At 65.4% G+C, this 18675-nt stretch carries 19 protein-coding genes; 13 read left to right on the top strand and 6 right to left on the bottom strand.

The window, feature by feature from the left end; genetic code table 11:
• Nucleotides 1-71: 71 nt before the first annotated feature.
• From nusA to D8S75_RS08055, 7 genes are all read left to right on the top strand, one after another.
• A complete protein-coding gene (gene nusA, locus D8S75_RS08085) occupies nucleotides 72-1556 on the top strand; it encodes a transcription termination factor NusA (protein WP_119965721.1) in 1485 nt (494 codons plus the stop codon).
• Between the two features lie 23 nt (nucleotides 1557-1579).
• Nucleotides 1580-4447, top strand: a complete 2868-nt coding sequence (gene infB, locus D8S75_RS08080) for a translation initiation factor IF-2 (RefSeq protein ID WP_119965720.1) — start codon at nucleotides 1580-1582, stop codon at nucleotides 4445-4447.
• Between the two features lie 3 nt (nucleotides 4448-4450).
• Complete coding sequence (gene rbfA, locus D8S75_RS08075; protein WP_119965719.1) at nucleotides 4451-4828, top strand: 30S ribosome-binding factor RbfA; 378 nt, start codon at nucleotides 4451-4453, stop codon at nucleotides 4826-4828.
• 2 nt (nucleotides 4829-4830) lie between these two features.
• Nucleotides 4831-5823, top strand: a complete 993-nt coding sequence (gene truB / locus D8S75_RS08070) for a tRNA pseudouridine(55) synthase TruB (RefSeq protein WP_119966099.1) — start codon at nucleotides 4831-4833, stop codon at nucleotides 5821-5823.
• Nucleotides 5820-7643 carry a translational GTPase TypA gene (gene typA / locus D8S75_RS08065; RefSeq protein ID WP_119965717.1) on the top strand — a complete coding sequence of 608 codons (1824 nt, stop codon included), beginning with the start codon at nucleotides 5820-5822 and terminating at the stop codon, nucleotides 7641-7643. The genes truB and typA overlap by 4 nt, the downstream gene beginning before the upstream one ends.
• Before the next feature lie 150 nt (nucleotides 7644-7793).
• Nucleotides 7794-8708, top strand: a complete 915-nt coding sequence (locus D8S75_RS08060) for a DMT family transporter (protein ID WP_119966098.1) — start codon at nucleotides 7794-7796, stop codon at nucleotides 8706-8708.
• Nucleotides 8705-9796 (top strand): enoyl-CoA hydratase/isomerase family protein, encoded by a 1092-nt coding sequence (locus D8S75_RS08055; RefSeq protein WP_119965715.1) that lies wholly within the window; start codon nucleotides 8705-8707, stop codon nucleotides 9794-9796. Before D8S75_RS08060 ends, D8S75_RS08055 begins: the two co-directional genes overlap by 4 nt.
• Before the next feature lie 5 nt (nucleotides 9797-9801).
• On the opposite strand, the gene D8S75_RS08050 is transcribed toward D8S75_RS08055, so the two are convergent.
• From D8S75_RS08050 to smpB, 4 genes are all read right to left on the bottom strand, one after another.
• The gene (locus D8S75_RS08050; RefSeq protein ID WP_119966097.1) at nucleotides 9802-10596 is read right to left on the bottom strand and encodes an anti-sigma factor family protein; all 795 of its coding nucleotides are present in this window, start codon (nucleotides 10594-10596) and stop codon (nucleotides 9802-9804) included.
• A 13-nt stretch (nucleotides 10597-10609) separates the two neighbouring features.
• Nucleotides 10610-11119, bottom strand: coding sequence for an RNA polymerase sigma factor (locus tag D8S75_RS08045; RefSeq protein WP_119965713.1), 510 nt, complete (start codon nucleotides 11117-11119; stop codon nucleotides 10610-10612).
• Nucleotides 11120-11138: 19 nt separating this feature from the next.
• Complete coding sequence (locus D8S75_RS08040) at nucleotides 11139-11504, bottom strand: COG4315 family predicted lipoprotein (RefSeq protein WP_119965712.1); 366 nt, start codon at nucleotides 11502-11504, stop codon at nucleotides 11139-11141.
• A gap of 110 nt (nucleotides 11505-11614) precedes the next feature.
• Nucleotides 11615-12088, bottom strand: coding sequence for an SsrA-binding protein SmpB (gene smpB, locus D8S75_RS08035; protein WP_119965710.1), 474 nt, complete (start codon nucleotides 12086-12088; stop codon nucleotides 11615-11617).
• Nucleotides 12089-12216: 128 nt separating this feature from the next.
• Between smpB and D8S75_RS08030 the strand changes: the two genes are divergently transcribed.
• A complete protein-coding gene (locus tag D8S75_RS08030; RefSeq protein WP_119965708.1) occupies nucleotides 12217-12657 on the top strand; it encodes a type II toxin-antitoxin system RatA family toxin in 441 nt (146 codons plus the stop codon).
• A complete protein-coding gene (locus D8S75_RS08025; protein WP_119965707.1) occupies nucleotides 12650-12994 on the top strand; it encodes an RnfH family protein in 345 nt (114 codons plus the stop codon). Before D8S75_RS08030 ends, D8S75_RS08025 begins: the two co-directional genes overlap by 8 nt.
• 27 nt (nucleotides 12995-13021) lie before the next feature.
• On the opposite strand, the gene D8S75_RS08020 is transcribed toward D8S75_RS08025, so the two are convergent.
• The gene (locus D8S75_RS08020; RefSeq protein ID WP_119965705.1) at nucleotides 13022-13531 is read right to left on the bottom strand and encodes a DUF4124 domain-containing protein; all 510 of its coding nucleotides are present in this window, start codon (nucleotides 13529-13531) and stop codon (nucleotides 13022-13024) included.
• A 110-nt stretch (nucleotides 13532-13641) separates the two neighbouring features.
• Here D8S75_RS08020 and guaB point away from each other — a divergent pair, with 110 nt between their 5' ends.
• From guaB to guaA, 4 genes are all read left to right on the top strand, one after another.
• On the top strand, nucleotides 13642-15117 hold the full coding sequence (guaB, locus tag D8S75_RS08015; RefSeq protein ID WP_119965703.1) for an IMP dehydrogenase: 1476 nt from the start codon (nucleotides 13642-13644) through the stop codon (nucleotides 15115-15117).
• A 92-nt stretch (nucleotides 15118-15209) separates the two neighbouring features.
• Nucleotides 15210-15470: a type II toxin-antitoxin system Phd/YefM family antitoxin gene (locus D8S75_RS08010; protein ID WP_119965701.1), complete on the top strand. Its 261-nt coding sequence runs from the start codon at nucleotides 15210-15212 to the stop codon at nucleotides 15468-15470.
• Nucleotides 15467-15901, top strand: a complete 435-nt coding sequence (locus tag D8S75_RS08005) for a type II toxin-antitoxin system VapC family toxin (protein WP_119965700.1) — start codon at nucleotides 15467-15469, stop codon at nucleotides 15899-15901. The genes D8S75_RS08010 and D8S75_RS08005 overlap by 4 nt, the downstream gene beginning before the upstream one ends.
• Nucleotides 15902-15913: 12 nt before the next feature.
• Nucleotides 15914-17533, top strand: coding sequence for a glutamine-hydrolyzing GMP synthase (gene guaA / locus D8S75_RS08000; RefSeq protein ID WP_119965698.1), 1620 nt, complete (start codon nucleotides 15914-15916; stop codon nucleotides 17531-17533).
• Between the two features lie 32 nt (nucleotides 17534-17565).
• On the opposite strand, the gene D8S75_RS07995 is transcribed toward guaA, so the two are convergent.
• Complete coding sequence (locus D8S75_RS07995; protein ID WP_157982615.1) at nucleotides 17566-18405, bottom strand: hypothetical protein; 840 nt, start codon at nucleotides 18403-18405, stop codon at nucleotides 17566-17568.
• Nucleotides 18406-18675 lie beyond the last annotated feature (270 nt).

Below are 18675 nucleotides of genomic sequence, written 5' to 3'. Positions count from 1 at the left end.
CTGGTGAGTGGTTGTGGGAGCGGGTCGCAAGGCCAGGGCTTCCGGGGTGATTGAAACAGGAGAGTCGTTGCATGAATCGCGAATTGTTGATGTTGGTTGAAGCCATTTCGCGCGAGAAGAACGTCGAGCGCGATGTGGTTCTGGGGGCTGTCGAGGCGGCCCTGGCCCAGGCGACGAAGAAGCTGTACGAGGGCGAGGTCGATATCCGCGTCTCGGTGGATCGCGACAGTGGCAACTACGAAACCTTCCGCCGCTGGCTGGTGGTGCCCGACGACGCCGGCTTGCAGAACCCCGATGCCGAAGAGCTGTTGATGGATGCACGCGAGCGCGTGGCCGACGTCGAGGTCGGTGAATACATCGAGGAAGCCATCGAATCCGTGCCGATCGGCCGCATCGGCGCCATGGCCGCCAAGCAGGTCATCCTGCAGAAGATCCGCGACGCCGAGCGCGAGATGCTGCTCAACGACTTCATGTCGCGCGGCGAGAAGATCTTCACCGGCACCGTCAAGCGCATGGACAAGGGCGACATCATTGTCGAGTCCGGCCGCGTCGAAGGCCGCCTGCGCCGCTCCGAGATGATCCCCAAGGAGAACCTGCGCAGCGGCGACCGTGTGCGCGCCATGATCATGGAAGTGGACCTGACGCTGCGCGGCGCGCCCATCATCCTCTCGCGCTCGGCGCCCGAGTTCATGGTCGAACTGTTCCGCCATGAGGTGCCCGAGATCGAACAGGGCCTGCTGGAGATCAAGAGCTGCGCCCGCGACCCGGGCAGCCGCGCCAAGATCGCCGTGCTCTCGCACGACCGCCGCGTGGACCCCATCGGCACCTGCGTGGGCGTGCGCGGAACGCGTGTCAATGCCGTCACCAACGAGCTGGCCGGCGAGCGCGTGGACATCGTGCTGTGGTCCGAGGACCCGGCGCAGTTCGTCATTGGCGCGCTGGCGCCGGCGAACGTGCAGTCCATCGTCGTGGACGAGGAAAAGCACGCCATGGACGTGGTGGTGGACGAGGAAAACCTGGCCATCGCCATCGGCCGGGGCGGCCAGAACGTGCGCCTGGCGTCCGACCTGACCGGCTGGAAGATCAACATCATGGACGCCGCCGAGAGCGCCCAGAAGCACGCCGACGAGACCGACGCGGCACGCCGCCTGTTCATGGAGAAGCTCGACGTCGACCAGGAGATCGCCGACATCCTGATCGAGGAAGGCTTCACCAGTCTCGAAGAAGTGGCTTATGTGCCGCTGCAGGAAATGCTCGAAATCGAGAGCTTCGACGAGGAAACCGTGAACGAACTGCGCGCCCGCGCCAAGGACGTGCTGCTGACCATGGAAATCGCCCGCGAAGACATTGTCGAGAGCGTTTCGCAGGATCTGCGCGACCTCGAAGGCATCACCCCGGAGCTGATTGGCAAGCTCGCCGAAGGCGGCGTGCACACGCGTGACGAGTTGGCCGATCTGGCCATTGATGAACTGACCGAACTGACCGGACAGTCCGAAGAAGAAGCCAAGGCCTTGATCATGAAGGCGCGCGAACACTGGTTCGCGGGGCAAGAGTAAGGTCAGGGAGGCACGTACCGAATATGTCCAGTAACACCGTCGCCGAGTTCGCCAGCGAACTCAAGAAAACCCCTGAAGTCCTGCTCGACCAGCTCAAGTCAGCGGGCGTGGTTAAGTCCGCATCCAGCGATGCGCTGACCGAAGCGGACAAGCAGAAACTGCTGGCGCACCTGCAGGCCAGCCATGGCGTGGCCCATGGGGATCGCAAGAAGATCACCCTGGTCACCAAGTCCACCAGCGAGATCAAGCAGGCCGATGCCACGGGCAAGGCCCGCACCATCCAGGTCGAAGTGCGCAAGAAGCGCACCTTCGTCAAGCGCGACGAGGCCGCCGAGGCCGCCGTGGTCGGGGTTGGGGTTCAGGCCGCCGAGGAGGCCGCGCCCGAGCCCGACCACAATCCCGAGCTGGTCCGCCGCGAGGAAGAGGCGCGCCGCCAGGCCGAGCTGATCCGCCGCCAGGAGGAAGAGCTGGCGGAGAAGCGCCGCGAGCGCGAAGCCCGCGAGCAGCGCGAGCGCGAAGCCGCCGAGCGTGCGGCCGCCTACGCGGCCCAGGAGGCCGAAAAGAAGGCCCAGGCCTCCGCCATCAAGCAGGAAGCCACCCGCGAGCAGGCCGCCGAGGCCGCCGCCCGTGCCGCGGCCCAGGCCGAGGCCCGCGAGAAGGCGGAAGCCGAGTCCCGAGCCCGCGCCGCCGAGGAAAGCGCGCGCGCCAGCGACCTGGAGGAGCGCCGCCGCAAGGCCCTGGAGGAGGCTGCCGCCATCCGTTCCATGATGTCCGCGCCCGCCAAGGTGCTGGTGGCCAAGAAGCCCGAGGAACCCAAGCCCGCTGCGCGCGCTGCCGAGCCCAAGAAGGGCACGCTGCACAAGCCCGCCACCACGCCCGGCGCTGCGCCGCGTGGCGCTGCCGCGCCTGCCGCGCCCGCCGGTGGTAGCGGCAAGGAAGTCAAGTCCGCCAAGCTGTCCTCCAGCTGGGCTGGCGATGCCGCCAAGAAGAAGGAAATGAAGACCCGTGGCGACACCGGCAGCGGTGCCGCGCGTGGTAGCGCCTGGCGAGCCGGCCCCAAGGGCGGCGGCCGCCGTGGCAACGACCGCGATCGTGGTGGCGATCACCATGCCCACGCATCGACCGCCGAGGCACGCATCATTGAAGTGCATGTGCCCGAGACCATCACCGTGGCCGAGCTGGCGCACAAGATGTCGATCAAGGCGTCCGAGGTCATCAAGGCGCTGATGAAGATGGGCCAGATGGTCACCATCAACCAGCCGCTGGACCAGGATACGGCCATGATCGTGGTCGAGGAACTGGGCCACAAGGCCGTCGTGGCCGCGCTGGACGATCCCGAGGCCTTCACCGACGAAGAAGCCGCGCTGCAGACGGCCGAAGTCCTGCCCCGCGCGCCGGTCGTCACCGTCATGGGCCACGTGGACCATGGCAAGACCTCGCTGCTCGACTACATCCGCCGCACCAAGGTGGCATCCGGCGAGGCCGGTGGCATCACGCAGCACATTGGTGCCTACCACGTGGACACGCCGCGCGGCATGGTGACCTTCCTGGATACCCCGGGCCACGAGGCCTTCACGGCCATGCGTGCCCGTGGTGCCCAGGCCACCGACATCGTGATCCTGGTGGTGGCGGCCGACGACGGCGTCATGCCGCAGACCAAGGAAGCCATCAAGCACGCCAAGGCGGCCAAGGTGCCGATCGTGGTGGCTATCACCAAGGCCGACAAGCCCGATGCCAACCCCGACCGCGTCAAGCAGGAACTGGTGGTCGAGGAAGTGGTGCCCGAGGAATACGGCGGTGATTCGCCCTTCGTTCCGGTGTCGTCCAAGACCGGCATGGGCATCGACGACCTGCTGGAGCAGGTGCTGCTGCAGGCCGAAGTGCTGGAACTCAAGGCACCGGTCGATTCCCTGGCCAAGGGCCTGGTGATCGAAGCCCAGCTCGACAAGGGCCGCGGCCCCGTGGCCACGGTGCTGGTGCAGTCCGGCACGCTCAAGGTGGGCGACGTGGTGTTGGCTGGCCAGACCTATGGCCGCGTGCGTGCTATGCTGGACGAGAACGGCCGGGTCACCAAGGCGGCGGGTCCTTCCCTCCCGGTGGAGATCCAGGGCTTGACCGAAGTGCCCCAGGCTGGCGACGAATTCATGGTGCTGCAGGACGAGCGCCGCGCCCGCGAGATCGCCACCTACCGTGCCGGCAAGTTCCGCAACACCAAGCTGGCAAAGCAGCAGGCAGCCAAGCTGGAGAACGTGTTCGCCGATATGACGGCGGGCGAGGTCAAGTACCTGCCCATCATCATCAAGGCCGACGTGCAAGGCTCGCAGGAAGCCCTGGCGGCATCGCTGCTCAAGCTCTCGACCGACGAGATCCGGGTGCAGCTGGTGTACGCGGGCGTGGGCGGCATCAGCGAGTCCGACATCAACCTGGCGATTGCCTCCAAGGCCATCGTGATCGGCTTCAACGTGCGTGCCGATACCGGCGCGCGCAAGACGGCCGAGTCGAACGACGTGGGCGTCCACTACTACAACATCATCTACGACGCGGTGGACGAGTTGAAGGCGGCCATGTCCGGCATGCTGGCGCCCGAACAGCGCGAGGAAGCCCTGGGCACGGCGGAAATCCGCACGGTGTTCGTGGCCTCCAAGATCGGCACGGTGGCGGGTTCCTACATCACCTCCGGCCAGGTCACGCGCGGCTGCAAGTTCCGCCTGCTGCGCGACAACGTCGTGGTCTACACGGGCGACATCGAGTCGGTGCGCCGCCTCAAGGACGACGTCAAGGAAGTCAAGGAAGGCTTCGAGTGCGGTATCAAGCTCAAGAACTACAACGACATCAAGGAAGGTGATCAGCTGGAGTTCTTCGAGATCAAGGAAATCGCCCGGACCCTGTAAGCCATGGCAGCGAAGAAGTCATCCACGCCCAACCGCGGCTTCAAGGTCGCGGACCAGATCCAGCGCGACCTGACCGAGCTGATCGCGCGCGAGTTGAAGGACCCGCGCGTGGGCATGGTCACGCTGCAGGCCGTGGAGGTCACGCCCGACTACGCGCATGCCAAGGTGTTCTTCAGCGTGCTCGTGGGCGACCCGCAGGCCACGCAGGAGGCCCTCAACCATGCGGCGGGGCACCTGCGCAACGGCCTGTTCAAGCGCTTGCACATTCACACCGTGCCCACGTTGCATTTCGTGTACGACCGGACGCAGGAGCGTGCGGCGGACATGAACGCCTTGATCGCCAAGGCGGTTTCCTCGCGCGCCAAAGACGCGGACGAATGACCATGGACGCGCCGCGCACGAGGGTCGTCCGGCGCCCTGTGCACGGGGTGCTGCTGATCGACAAGCCGCTGGGCATCACCAGCAACCAGGCCTTGCAGAAGGCCAAGTGGTTGCTGCGCGCCGAAAAGGCCGGGCACACGGGCACGCTCGACCCGCTGGCCAGCGGCGTGCTGCCGCTGTGTTTTGGCGCGGCCACCAAGTTCAGCCAGCTGCAGCTCGAAGCGGCCAAGACCTACGAGGCCGTGGCTTTGCTGGGCGTGACCACCACCACCGGCGACGCCGAGGGCGAGGTGCTGGAGCGGCGTGACGTCGATCCGGCCCAGCTCACGCCCGAGCGCCTGGCCGCCGTGCAACAGCAGTTCACCGGCCCGATCCGCCAGGTACCGCCCATGCACAGCGCGCTCAAGAAAGACGGCAAGGCGCTGTACGAATATGCGCGCGCCGGCATCGCCGTCGAGCGCGCGCCGCGCGACGTGGTGATTCATGCATTGGAATTGGCCCTGACGCACGACAGCCAAGCGCAACCAGCTATTAAAATGATAGTGACCTGCAGCAAGGGCACCTACATCCGAACGCTGGGCGAGGACATCGGCGCGGCCCTGGGCTGCGGTGCGCATCTCACCTTCCTGCGCCGCACCGGCACCGGGGGCATTGGCGTGGAGCGTTGCATCACCCTGCAGCAGCTTGAAGCCCTGGACGAGGATGCGCGCCTGGCCTGCCTGGAGCCGCCGCAGGCGCTGCTGGCCGATCATGTGCATGTCACGCTCGACAGCGAGAATGCGGGCCGGTTTCTCTCCGGCATGCGCCGCAGGGGCCCCTGGCCCGATGCGCCCGCCGTGGCCGTGTTCGGCGACCAACCCCGGGCTCTGCTCGGCGTCGGCCATATCGTGGGCGGAGAGCTGGTGCCCGACAGGCTCCTGAGCCCGCTGGAAATACAACAAATTTTGGAAGGCACGCCGCGCCCACAAGCCAGCGGCATATTGGAAAAACTATGAGCAAACAAATCCGCAACATCGCCATCATCGCCCACGTCGACCATGGCAAAACGACCATGGTCGACCAATTGCTGCGCCAGTCCGGCACCTTCGCCGAACACGAGAAGGTGGTCGATACCGTGATGGACAACAACGCCATCGAAAAGGAACGGGGCATCACCATCTTGGCGAAGAACTGCGCCGTGAGCTGGAAGGGCACGCACATCAACATCGTCGACACCCCCGGCCACGCGGACTTCGGCGGCGAGGTGGAACGCGCCCTGTCCATGGTGGACGGCGTGGTGCTGCTGATCGACGCCCAGGAAGGCCCCATGCCGCAGACGCGCTTCGTGACCAAGAAGGCGCTGGCCCTGGGCCTCAAGCCCATCCTGGTGGTGAACAAGGTGGACAAGCCCGGCGCGCGCCCCCAGCACGTGGTGAACGCGGCCTTCGACCTGTTCGACAAGCTCGGCGCCACCGACGAGCAGCTCGACTTCCCCGTGGTGTACGCTTCGGGCATCAACGGCTGGACCTCGATGGAAGAGGGTGAGCCCGGCGCGCAGTGGGGCCCCGACATGTCGGCGCTGTTCAACACCGTGCTGGAGCACGTGCCGTCGCAAAAGGGCGACCCAGCAGCGCCTCTGCAGCTGCAGATCTCCGCGCTCGATTTCTCGACCTTCGTGGGCCGCATCGGCGTGGGCCGTATCAGCCAGGGCACGATCAAGCCCAACATGGACGTGCTGGTGATGGAAGGCCCGGACGGCAAGTCCATCAAGGGCCGTGTGAACCAGGTGCTGACGTTCCAGGGCCTGGACCGCGTTCAGGCCACGGAAGCCGGCCCCGGCGAGATCGTGCTGATCAACGGCATCACCGACATCGGCATCGGCGTGACCGTGACCGACCCGCTCAAGCCCGCGCCGCTGCCCATGCTCAAGGTGGACGAGCCCACGCTGACGATGAACTTCTGCGTGAACACCTCGCCACTGGCCGGCCGTGAAGGCAAGTACGTGACCAGCCGCCAGATCTGGGACCGCCTGCAGAAGGAACTGCAGCACAACGTGGCGCTGCGCGTCAACGAAACCGACGAAGAAGGCGTGTTCGAAGTGATGGGCCGGGGCGAACTGCACCTGACCATCCTGCTGGAGAACATGCGCCGCGAAGGCTATGAAATGGCCGTTTCCAAGCCCCGCGTGCTGTTCAAGGACGTGGACGGCGTGAAGTACGAGCCCATCGAGATGGTCACCGCCGACATCGAAGAGCAGCACCAGGGCGGCGTCATGCAGGCGCTGGGCGAGCGCAAGGGCGAGCTGGTGAACATGGAGCCGGACGGCCGTGGCCGCGTGCGCCTGGAGTACCGCATCCCGGCGCGTGGCCTGATCGGCTTCTCCAACGAGTTCCTGAACCTGACGCGCGGTTCGGGCCTGATCAGCAACATCTTCGACAGCTACGAGCCGCACAAGGGCGACATCGGCGGCCGCAAGAACGGCGTGCTGATCTCCATGGACGACGGTGAAATCTTCACCTACGCCCTGGGCAAGCTGGACGACCGCGGCCGCATGTTCGTGCGCGCCAACGACCCGGTGTACGAAGGCATGATCGTCGGCATCCACAGCCGCGACAACGACCTGGTGGTGAACGCCACCCGCACCAAGCAGCTGACCAACTTCCGCGTCTCCGGCAAGGAAGACGCGATCAAGATCACGCCCCCGATCGAGCTGACGCTGGAATACGGCGTGGAATTCATCGAGGACGACGAGCTGGTCGAAATCACGCCCAAGAGCGTACGTCTGCGCAAGCGCTTCCTGAAGGAACATGAGCGCAAGCGCGCCAGCCGTGAATGAAATGAAACGACACCCCCCTGAGGCCCTGCGGGCCTTCCCCCCGCTCTCGCAGCGCTGCGCGCTGCGGGCAGGGGGACGCCACCGGTGCGGCGGGGCGGCCCTTGCACGGTGGCCACTGGCCTGGGCCGCGCATGTGTGAAGCGCCACGCGATGAAAACTGAAACGGCCCAGCCCCCGCTGCTGCGCAATAGCCCTGGTCTTTCGCATGGCCGGGCGGTGTGGCTCATGGTGGCGGTCACGCTGATGTGGTCGATCGCTGGCGTGGTAACACGCCACCTGGAGCATGCGCGCAGCTTCGAGGTGACCTTCTGGCGCAGCTTCTTTACCCTTTTGGCGCTGCTCGTCATCCTGCCGGCCGTGCAGGGGCGTGCCGTGCTGGCCACGCTGCGCGGCGGCGGCCGGGCGCTGTGGATTTCGGGCCTGTGCTGGAGCGTGATGTTCACCGCCTTCATGGTGGCCATCATGCTCATGCCCGTGGCCAATGTGCTGGTGACCATGGCCGTCGGTCCCTTGCTCACCGCGCTGTTCGCCTGGGCCTTCATCGGCCACCGCATCGCGCCGCGCACCTGGGGCGCCATCGCGCTGGCGGGCCTGGGCATTGCCTGGATGTATGGCTCGCAAATGGCCGGTTTGCCGATCGTAGGCACGCTGGTGGCGCTGTGCGTGCCGCTGGCGGCCGCCGTCAACTGGACGGTGGTGCAGCACTCGCAGCGCCATGGCCATGCGGTGGATCTGATGCCCGCCGTGCTCATCGGCGCGGTGCTTTCTTCCATGGCCACGCTGCCGCTGGCATGGCCGTTCCAGGCCACCGGGCACGACCTGGCGCTGCTGGCCCTGCTCGGGCTGGTGCAATTGGCGATTCCCTGCGTGCTCGCGGTGCGTTGCGGGCGCGTGCTCAAGGCGCCTGAACTGGCGCTGCTGGGCCTGCTGGAGGTGATCTTCGGCATTCTGCTGGCATGGCTGGGCGCGGGTGAGCGCCCGGCGCCCGCGGTGCTGACGGGCGGCGCGCTGGTGATCGGCGCGCTGGTTTTCAATGAACTACTCGGTTGGAAGGAACAAAAATGACGGAGATGACCGGTGACGTGATGGCTCAATTGCGCGGCCAAGTGGGCTGCATCACGCTCAACCGCCCCAAGGCGCTCAATGCCTTGTCGCTGGGCATGGTGCGTGACTTGATGACGGTGCTGCTGGCCTGGCAGAAAGACCCGCGCGTGCTGGCCGTGGCCATTCGTGGCAGCAACAAGGAAGGCCCGTTCGGCGCTTTCTGCGCGGGTGGTGACATCCGCTTCCTGCACCAGGCGGGCAGCACGGGCAACCCGGAGATCGAGGACTTCTTCACCGAGGAATACGCTCTCAACCACCTGATCCACAACTACAACAAGCCCTACATCGCCTTCATGGACGGCATCGTCATGGGCGGCGGCATGGGTATCAGCCAGGGCGCCGCGCTGCGCGTGGTGACCGAGCGCACCAAGATGGCCATGCCCGAGACGGCCATCGGCCTGTTCCCCGACGTGGGCGGCGGTTACTTCCTCTCGCGTTGCCCCGGCCATGTGGGTGAATGGCTCGCGCTGACGGGTGACACCATCGGCGCCGGTGACGCCATCGCCTTCGGTCTGGCCGATGGCTGCCTGCCGGTGGACGCGCAGGCCGCGGTCTGGGACGCCCTGGGCACGCAGGCCTTTGTGGATGGCGCCGATGTGAAGGCGTTTGTTGCTTCTAAAATGGTAGCTGCTAGCGCAAATCTGGCGGGCCTTAGAAGCCAAATTGACCAGTATTTTTCGCTCGACGGCGTGGGGGCCATCGTGGCCGCCCTGGAAGCCGCCGACAGCGAATGGGCGCGCGCCACGGCGGCCACGCTGCGCAAGCGCTCGCCGCTGATGCTGCATGTGGTGCTGGAGCAGATCCGCCGCGCGCGTGGCATGGACCTGGCGGGTGACCTGCGCATGGAGCGCGACATGGTGCGCCACTGCTTCTTCCTGCGCCCTGGCCAGAGCGAAACGGTCGAGGGCATCCGCGCCCTGGCCGTGGACAAGGACCACAGCCCGCGCTGGAACCCCGTGCGAATCGAGGACGTTTCGCCCGAGCTGGTGGCCTCGTTCTTCGCCAGCCCCTGGCCAGCGCACGCCCACCCGCTGGCGGCGCTGCGCTGAGCCTGTCAGAGCTGCTGGTGCACGGCCGTGGCCAGCGCCAGTAGCACTTCGCGCGAGAGCGGTCCGCTGAGAGCGTAGCCAAAGCCCTGGTCCAGCCAGTAGAAGGCGGGCACAGGGCCGTCGGCATGCAGGCGGAAGGCCGTTTCGCTCGCGCCCGCGCCATCGAGCGCGCCCAGGTAGAGCGTGATGCGCTGGCCCGCCGCGTTCTGGTACATGAATTGCGCGCGCGCGCCGTTCTCACCCGGCAGCAGGCGCCCACCCACCAGCTCGAAGCCCTGCGCCGTGAGCACCGGCAGGGTCAAGGGGCGCCCCAGGCGCTTGGAGAGCCACTGCACCAGATGCTCCTGCTGCGCCGCAGCCACCTCGACCGGGTGGCGCTGTTCCGGCTGATAGACAGCATGGGCCATGGCCGCCTGCTGGGCAAAGCGCTGTGCGCTGGCCAGGGGCGCGGTGGAAACGGAGTGCGCGGATTGCCATTGCCCGTGTAGCGTCCACCCCAGCCCGAAGGCCAGCAGCACCGAGGCGGCCATGCCGCCCAGGTGGCGCAGCCGGGTCTGCCGGTCGTGGCGCTGCTGCAGCCGCGCGGCCGTGGAGCGCAGCGGCTCGGGCAGGGGTTCCTGCGCCATGGTTGCGTGCAGGGCGCGCAGGCGTTCGCGCTGCAGCTCCCAGGCGGCCAGGCGCGCGGCGGCATCGGCGCCCAGGCGTTCGCGCACGGCCCGCGCGCGTGGCGGGTCCAGCCGGCCATCCGCCAGGGCGTGCAGGTCGTCTTCGTCGATGGGGCGCGGTGTGCTTTCGTGCATGGCGGTCACCGGGTCATTTGAGGCGGCGCAGGGCCGAGGGTTGGGCCGGCGCCTGCGCGGCGGGTTCCATGAGTTCGCGCAGCCGGGCTCGTGCGCGCGCCAGACGCGACATCACCGTGCCCACGGGGATCTGCAGCACGCGCGCCGCGTCGGCATAGGGCATGTCTTCGAGTGCCACGAGCAGCAGCACGGCGCGCTGTTCGGCCGGCAGGCGCAGCAGGCAGCGTTCGAGGTCCAGGGCATCGTCGGTACCGGAGGCTGGCGCTGCCAGCCCTTCGTGCAGGGTGTCGATATCGACAGCCGGCGAGGGCGCTGCGCCGCGCCGCTGGTTCAGGTAGAGACGGTGCATCAACGTGAACAGCCAGGCGCGCAGGTTGCTGCCTGAGCGCCAGAGCAGCCATTTGCGGCAGGCGCGCTCCAGGGTGTCCTGCACCAGATCATCGGCGGCCCAGGCGTCGCCCGTGAGCACGCGCGCATAGCGCCGCAGGGCGGGCACATGGTCGATGATGCGGTGAGGCTCCATGCGGCACCTGCGAGGGCCTTCAGGGCTTGGCGGCGTGCCAGACCTGGTTCACGCCGTCACCGGTCTTGTCGCCGGGCTTGGTGTCCTTGACCCAGTAGTACAGCGGCTTGCCCTTGTAGGCCAGTTGCGTGCTGCCGTCGTCGCGCCGCACGACGCTGTAGTCGCCGCCGGGCGCGGGGCCTTCTGCCTTGAGGGGCGGCCAGTTGGTGGCGCAGGGGCCGTTGCACACCGACTTGCCGTTGCCGGCCATGTCGCGGTCGAAGGTATAGAGCGTCATGCCATTGGGGCCGACCAGGACGCCGTCCTGCACCTTCACCTGGGCATGGGGCATGGACTGGCAGGCGGCCAGCACCAGGGCTGCTGTCATCAAACCGAGCTTTTTCATCGCGTGTCTCCGGGTGGATGCCGGCCGCGCGGGATGGCGGCCATGCACCAGGACAAACACAGGGCGGTGGGGGTTTATTCCATCATCCGCCAAAAAAACGCCGGGAAAAATCAGCGGTGCCTGCTCTTCATGGCGCGCTCGACCTCTCGTTTGCCTTCGCGGTCCTTGATGGTGTCGCGTTTGTCGTGCTCGGCCTTGCCCTTGGCCAGCGCGATCTCGCATTTGACGAGACCGTTCTTCCAGTGCAGATTGAGGGGCACCAGGGTGTAGCCTTTCTGCTCGACCTTGCCGATGAGGCGCTTGATCTCCTCTTTTTTCAGCAGCAGTTTCTTGGTGCGGGCGGCCTCGGGGTTGACGTGCGTCGAGGCCGTCTTGAGCGGATTGATCTGGCAGCCGATCAGGTACAGCTCGCCCTCGCGGATCACCACGTAGCCATCGGTCAGCTGTACCTTGCCCTCGCGCAGTGCCTTGACTTCCCAGCCTTGCAGCACCATGCCCGCCTCGTGGCGTTCCTCGAAGAAATAGTTGTAGGCCGCTTTCTTGTTGTCGGCGATGCGGGAGGGTGTTTCGGGTTTCTTGGCCATCTGGAGTCGGGCTGGTGTCAGCCGGGAGGTGAATGCCCTCCCTACAATTGCTGTCATCACGCAGCAGCGATTCTAGTTTCGTCCGCCCGGGGGATGATCCCTTTCGGCCGCGCGCACCGTGTTCTCCCATGAAAAACGTCCACAAGTCCGTATTGATCTGGTACAGCCCCGATGAAATGTTCAGCCTGGTCACTGCGGTTGCCCAGTATCCCCAATTTCTGCCCTGGTGCGACCATGCGCGCGTGCTGGAGCAGGACAACGAAGGCATGCTGGCGGAGGTTGGCATCGCGCTCAGCGGCATCCGCCAGACCTTCGTGACGCGCAACCTGCACGAGCCGGGGCGGCGCGTGCGCATGCAATTGGTCAAAGGGCCGTTTTCACGCCTGGATGGCGACTGGCATTTCCATGCCGTGGGCGACGGCAGCCAGCGTGCGTCGCGCGTCGAGCTGCAGCTGAACTATGGCTTTGACAGCGCGCCGCTGGCGGCGTTGGTGGGGCCGGTGTTCGACCGCATCGCCAGCAGCATGGTCGATGCCTTCGTCAAGCGTGCCGAGCAGGTGTATGGCTGATCTGGATGGTGCCTGCCTGTGCATCACCCTGGTGGTGCAGGTCGCTCCCGGCGCGCTGCAAGAACGGGAACTGCACCTGTGTGCAGGTGCCACGGTGGCGGATGCCTTGCTAGCGGGCGCCGAGGCCGGGCTTGTCGTGCCAGCACGGGCGCCTGCCGGTGTTTGGGGACGGGTGGTGGAGCGGGACGAGGTGTTGCGCGCCGGTGACCGCATCGAGGTGTACCGGGCGCTTACCGTGGACCCGAAGGTGGCGCGACGCCAGCGTTTCGCGCGCCAGGGAGCCCGTGCGACCGGCCTGTTCGCTAGGCAGCGGCCAGGTGGCAAGGCCGGTTACTGAGCGGCCGGGGCCTTGAGGGCCCGGCTTTCAGCGTTTGCAGTCCGCGTCGATGACGGCCTGGATGCGCTTCATCTCGGCCGAGCGGCCGGCCTCGTCTAGAAAAACCATTTCGCCCTGGGCGTTGGGCATGCGCATCGGCTTGCCAGATTCGAAAGCGGCCATGGCCAGCTTGGCGCGGTTGCAGTTCTCGGTGCGTGCGGCAGCCTGTTTGGTTTCCTCCGCCTTTTTCTTGGCGGCTTCCTCGGCTTCTGCCTGGGCCTTCTTCTTTTCCAGCTCCTTGTCCTTGCCCGAGGCCACCGGGGCACTGGCGGGCGCGCCAGGTGCTGGAGCAGCCGCTGCGCTGCTGGCCGCGGCTGCCGCAGGGGCGGGGGCGGTGAAGCGTGGTTGCTTCAGGATTTTGCTGTCGGGAATGTCCTGCGGCGGCGGGCGGTCGCTGAAGACCTTGCGGCCATCCTTGTCGATCCATTGCCACTGGGCGGCAGCGCCCACCGCCCAGGTGCAAGCCAGGGCCAACAGCAGAAGCTTGTGCGTTTTCATACGCTGGAGTTTAGCCGGGTGGCCGGTGCGCCGCCAGCCCAGCGCCGGCGGTGCGGTGGCGCTCGGGCCAGGGCGCCGCGCGGGTACAATCCGTTTTTTGGAGCTTTCTCATGCGCCTTCTTGGAAAAGCGCTCACCTTCGACGATGTGTTGCTGGTGCCAGCGTACTCCCAGGTCCTGCCCAAGGACACGTCCCTCGCGACGAAACTCTCCCGCAACATCCAGCTGAACCTGCCGCTCGTGTCCGCCGCCATGGACACAGTGACCGAGGCACGCCTGGCCATTGCCATCGCCCAGGAGGGCGGTATCGGCATCGTGCACAAGAACCTCACCGCGCAGGAGCAGGCCGCGCACGTGGCCAAGGTCAAGCGCTACGAGTCGGGCGTGCTGCGCGACCCGGTGGTCATCACCCCCGAGCACACGGTGCTGCAGGTGCTGCAGCTGTCCGAGCAACTGGGCATCTCGGGCTTCCCGGTGTGCGATGGCGGCAAGGTGGTCGGTATCGTGACCGGCCGCGACCTGCGCTTCGAAACCCGCTACGACGTCAAGGTCCACCAGATCATGACGCCGCGCGAGAAGCTCATCACCGTCAACGAAAAGGACGGCACCACGCCGGCCGAGGCCAAGGCGCTGCTCAACAAGCACAAGCTAGAGCGCATCCTGGTGGTCAACGACGCCTTTGAACTCAAAGGCTTGATCACGGTGAAGGACATCACCAAGCAGACCAGCTTCCCCAACGCCGCGCGTGACGCCTCGGGCCGCCTGCGCGTGGGCGCGGCGGTGGGCGTGGGCGAAGGCACGGAAGAGCGCGTCGAAGCGCTGGTGAAGGCCGGTGTCGACGCCATCGTGGTTGATACGGCCCACGGCCACAGCAAGGGCGTGATCGAGCGCGTGCGCTGGGTCAAGCAGAACTATCCGCAGGTGGACGTGATCGGCGGCAACATCGCCACGGGCGCGGCCGCGCTGGCGCTGGTCGAGGCGGGTGCCGATGCGGTCAAGGTCGGCATCGGCCCCGGCTCCATCTGCACCACCCGCATCGTGGCCGGCGTGGGCGTGCCGCAGATCATGGCCATCGACAATGTGGCCACGGCACTGCGCGGCACGGGGGTGCCGCTGATTGCCGACGGCGGTATCCGCTACAGCGGCGACATCGCCAAGGCGCTGGCCGCAGGCGCCGGCACCGTCATGATGGGTGGCATGTTCGCCGGCACCGAAGAGGCTCCGGGCGAGGTCATCCTCTTCCAGGGCCGCAGCTACAAGAGCTACCGTGGCATGGGCTCCATCGGCGCCATGCAGCAAGGCAGCGCCGACCGCTATTTCCAGGAGTCGAGCACCGGCAACCCCAACGCGGACAAGCTCGTGCCCGAAGGCATCGAAGGCCGCGTGCCCTACAAAGGCTCGATGGTCTCCATCGTCTACCAGATGGCCGGTGGCGTGCGCGCTTCCATGGGCTACTGCGGTTGCGCCACGATCGAGGAGATGAACAACAAGGCCGAGTTCGTCGAGATCACCACGGCCGGCATCCGCGAAAGCCATGTGCATGACGTGCAGATCACCAAGGAAGCGCCGAACTACCGCGCGGACTGATCTGCCACATGTATTCTGACCTGATTGAAAAAATCTGGTCAGAATGATATAGTCTGGCCCGAATTCATTGTTTGGGCCAGACTTTTTTGTTTATGCAATCCGTCGGTATCTACGAAGCCAAGAGCCGGTTCTCAGCCCTGATCGAGCTGGTTGAGCAGGGCGAGGAAGTGCGTATCACCCGCCACGGCAAGGAAGTGGTGCGCATGCTGCCCGTGCGCCGCCGTCCGGTGATTTCCGACGAGCAGATTGCGCGTGAGCTGGGTCAGATGGAGGCGCTGCATGCCAGCATTCAGCCTGCGGGCGCCAGTTCATCCACCGACAGCCTGCGCCGCACGGGGCGGAGCGCTGCATGACCGCCTTCGTGCTCGATGCTTCTGTTACGGCCGCTTGGTTGCTGCCCGATGCCGCCAGCGACCACACGCGTCGCCTCTACACACTGATCCGCCGCGACGAGGTCGAGCCTCAAGCTCCCAACCTCTGGCAGTGGGAGTGCAACAACATCCTTGCCAGCGGCGTGAACAGTGGGCGCATCCCCGCCGCATCCGTTGAAGGCCTGTGGGGCGTGCTTGAAGCCATCCGCCACCGTGTGGAACTGCATGAACTCGCGCCCGCCCAGCACAAAGCCGTGCTCGACGTAGCGCTCGAAACCGGCCTGCCCACTTTTGACGCCGCCTACCTGTGGCTGGCCCGCTCGCTGCGCCTGCCTCTGGCCACTTTTGATCCTCAACAGGTCGCTGCCGCACAGTGCAGCGGTGTACCGCTTCTCGACCTCTCACGCCTCTGACGGACCACCACCATGCAACACCAGAAAATCCTCATCCTCGATTTCGGCTCGCAAGTCACTCAGCTCATTGCCCGCCGCGTGCGCGAAGCCCATGTGTACTGCGAGGTGCATCCCTGCGATGTGACGGACGATTGGGTGCGTGATTACGCCAAGGACGGTTCGCTCAAGGGCATCATCCTGTCGGGCAGCCACGCCAGCGTGACCGAAGACACCACCGACCGTGCGCCACAGGCCGTGTTTGATCTGGGGCTGCCCGTGCTGGGCATTTGCTACGGCATGCAGACCATGGCGCAGCAGTTGGGTGGCAAGGTTGAAACAGGCCACAAGCGCGAATTCGGCTTTGCCGTCGTGCGCGCACGCGGCCATACCGCGCTGCTCAAGGACATCGCCGACTTCTCCACTCCCGAAGGGCATGGCATGCTCAACGTCTGGATGAGCCACGGCGACAAGGTCACCGAACTGCCCCCGGGCTTCAAGCTCATGGCCAGCACCGACAGCTGCCCCATCGCCGGCATGGCCGACGAGGAGCGCCGCTTCTACGCCGTGCAGTTCCATCCCGAGGTCACACATACCGTGCAGGGCCGGGCGCTGCTGGAGCGCTTCGTGCTCGGCATTTGCGGCACGCGTCCGGACTGGGTGATGCGCGACCACATCGCCGAGGCCGTGGAGCAGATCCGCGCCCAGGTGGGCGATGAAGAAGTGATCCTGGGCCTTTCGGGTGGCGTGGACTCCAGTGTGGCGGCGGCGTTGATCCACCGCGCCATCGGTGACCAGCTCACCTGCGTGTTCGTGGACCACGGCCTCTTGCGCCTGAACGAAGGCGACATGGTCATGGACATGTTCGAGGGCAAGCTGCACGCCAAGGTGATCCGCGTGGATGCCAGCGACCTCTTCCTGGGAAAGCTGGCCGGCGTGAGCGACCCCGAACAGAAGCGCAAGATCATCGGTGGCTTGTTCGTGGACGTGTTCAAGCAGGAGGCCGCCAAACTCAAGGCCGGTGGAGCCGGCCACAAGGGAGCGACCTTCCTGGCCCAGGGCACGATCTACCCCGACGTGATCGAATCGGGCGGCGCCAAGAGCAAGAAGGCCGTCACCATCAAGAGCCACCACAACGTGGGTGGCCTGCCCGAGCAATTGGGCCTGAAGCTCCTGGAGCCGCTGCGCGACCTGTTCAAGGACGAGGTGCGCGAACTCGGCGTGGCCCTGGGCCTGCCACCCGAGATGGTCTACCGCCACCCCTTCCCCGGCCCCGGCCTGGGCGTGCGCATTCTGGGCGAGGTGAAGAAGGAATACGCCGACCTGCTGCGTCGCGCCGACGCGATCTTCATCGAGGAACTGCGCAACTTCACCGATGAAGCGACTGGCAAGACCTGGTATGACCTCACCAGCCAGGCTTTCACCGTGTTCCTGCCCGTCAAGAGCGTGGGCGTGATGGGCGACGGCCGTACCTACGACTACGTGGTGGCGCTGCGTGCCGTGCAGACAAGCGACTTCATGACCGCCGACTGGGCAGAGCTGCCCTACGCCCTACTGAAAAAGGTGTCGGGCCGCATCATCAACGAGGTGCGCGGCATCAACCGTGTGACCTATGACGTGTCGAGCAAGCCGCCAGCGACGATTGAGTGGGAGTGAGCTAGGGGGTCGACGGAATACTGGAATAGGCTTTACGCAGCTGCTTGCCCGGTAATCGGGTCGTAGGCTTGGCCATCCAGATCAATGAGCATCCCGGTGGCCGAATCGTATTTGGCCAATCGATAGTTGTCGGCGCCCTTGCCATCCAGTCCTATGAACGCGGACTGCGCATAAGTCACCCGGTTGTTGTTGGCCACAACACCATCGGCTGTCCAGCGGTGCTGAGTCAGCCAATCCGGGTCGCCAATACCTGCGGTATCTCCTTCCATTCGATTTTTCAGCAGCGTGGGGTCCATGCTGAAACCTTCAGCAGCAAGTAGCTGATCGGGATTTTTTTTGTAGAAGGCTGCGGTCTCCGAGTTCATCTTGGACAGATCACTTTTCACCAAAGTGGAACCATCGGTGGGGAATTTCGAGAGATTGCCGTTTCGAATGGACTCGTAGTCGACTGCATACTGCGGGTTATTCTTGAAAAATGTATACCGCTTAAATGCGTCGCTATCACCACCTTCAAGGGATAGGCGAATCAAGCGAATGTAGTCGGGTGCCTTGTAGTCTTGGGCGAAGCTACTTCCCAACCCTTTCTCCCACTCACGGAACTCTTCAAAGCTACCGAAGGGGGCCTTGGTGGTGTTGGCGTCGGTGGCGGCCTTATCGTCCTTGGCCAGGCTGACCGTGGATGGCAGGCTTGCCGGCTTGGTTGTCGATGTGCTGCCCATGGAAGATGCCTGGGCCGTGGCCGAGGAAAGCTCTTTTAGAGTGTGCTGCAACTCTTTGAGAAAGTTCAGTGCATCGCCGTCGGAACTGCTCTGAGAAACGCGTTCAGCAGCTTTGGTCGCCATCGAGTTGCTGACACCCAGAGATTGCAGCATGGAAGTGGCTTGAGAAACATTGAGCATTGTCTGGCTCCTTCATCGGTATGGAATCCCTTCGAATGCAATGCACAGGCAAGACAGCAAGGCAAAAGGACCGTGCGTTGATGTTCACTGTTTTCTCTTTCCTTGATTCTGTGGTGAGAAAGGGGAAAACATGATTTATCTCGGGATAGGGTCGATTCCCGTGGTGACTCATGGGTGACATCACTGTGGGAAAACCCCCAGCTTTGTGGATTGAGCGGGAACTAGACTGCCTTGCAAAGGAGT

Source organism: Simplicispira lacusdiani, from assembly GCF_003604195.1.
In the GTDB taxonomy this organism is placed as follows: domain Bacteria; phylum Pseudomonadota; class Gammaproteobacteria; order Burkholderiales; family Burkholderiaceae_C; genus Simplicispira; species Simplicispira lacusdiani.
Note: the sequence above shows the minus strand (reverse complement) of the source record. Positions and strands in the feature narration are given on the sequence as shown.

Coding starts and splice junctions, on each gene's coding strand:
- D8S75_RS08005 (WP_119965700.1), top strand. CDS start 15,467: ATGACCGCCTTCGTGCTCGATGCTTCTGTTACGGCCGCTTGGTTGCTG.
- smpB (WP_119965710.1), bottom strand. CDS start 12,088: ATGGCCAAGAAACCCGAAACACCCTCCCGCATCGCCGACAACAAGAAA.
- truB (WP_119966099.1), top strand. CDS start 4,831: ATGGACGCGCCGCGCACGAGGGTCGTCCGGCGCCCTGTGCACGGGGTG.
- infB (WP_119965720.1), top strand. CDS start 1,580: ATGTCCAGTAACACCGTCGCCGAGTTCGCCAGCGAACTCAAGAAAACC.
- D8S75_RS08055 (WP_119965715.1), top strand. CDS start 8,705: ATGACGGAGATGACCGGTGACGTGATGGCTCAATTGCGCGGCCAAGTG.
- D8S75_RS08020 (WP_119965705.1), bottom strand. CDS start 13,531: ATGAAAACGCACAAGCTTCTGCTGTTGGCCCTGGCTTGCACCTGGGCG.
- D8S75_RS08045 (WP_119965713.1), bottom strand. CDS start 11,119: ATGGAGCCTCACCGCATCATCGACCATGTGCCCGCCCTGCGGCGCTAT.
- D8S75_RS08030 (WP_119965708.1), top strand. CDS start 12,217: ATGAAAAACGTCCACAAGTCCGTATTGATCTGGTACAGCCCCGATGAA.
- rbfA (WP_119965719.1), top strand. CDS start 4,451: ATGGCAGCGAAGAAGTCATCCACGCCCAACCGCGGCTTCAAGGTCGCG.
- D8S75_RS08050 (WP_119966097.1), bottom strand. CDS start 10,596: ATGCACGAAAGCACACCGCGCCCCATCGACGAAGACGACCTGCACGCC.
- typA (WP_119965717.1), top strand. CDS start 5,820: ATGAGCAAACAAATCCGCAACATCGCCATCATCGCCCACGTCGACCAT.
- D8S75_RS08060 (WP_119966098.1), top strand. CDS start 7,794: ATGAAAACTGAAACGGCCCAGCCCCCGCTGCTGCGCAATAGCCCTGGT.
- D8S75_RS08010 (WP_119965701.1), top strand. CDS start 15,210: ATGCAATCCGTCGGTATCTACGAAGCCAAGAGCCGGTTCTCAGCCCTG.
- D8S75_RS08040 (WP_119965712.1), bottom strand. CDS start 11,504: ATGAAAAAGCTCGGTTTGATGACAGCAGCCCTGGTGCTGGCCGCCTGC.
- guaA (WP_119965698.1), top strand. CDS start 15,914: ATGCAACACCAGAAAATCCTCATCCTCGATTTCGGCTCGCAAGTCACT.
- nusA (WP_119965721.1), top strand. CDS start 72: ATGAATCGCGAATTGTTGATGTTGGTTGAAGCCATTTCGCGCGAGAAG.
- D8S75_RS07995 (WP_157982615.1), bottom strand. CDS start 18,405: ATGCTGCAATCTCTGGGTGTCAGCAACTCGATGGCGACCAAAGCTGCT.
- guaB (WP_119965703.1), top strand. CDS start 13,642: ATGCGCCTTCTTGGAAAAGCGCTCACCTTCGACGATGTGTTGCTGGTG.
- D8S75_RS08025 (WP_119965707.1), top strand. CDS start 12,650: ATGGCTGATCTGGATGGTGCCTGCCTGTGCATCACCCTGGTGGTGCAG.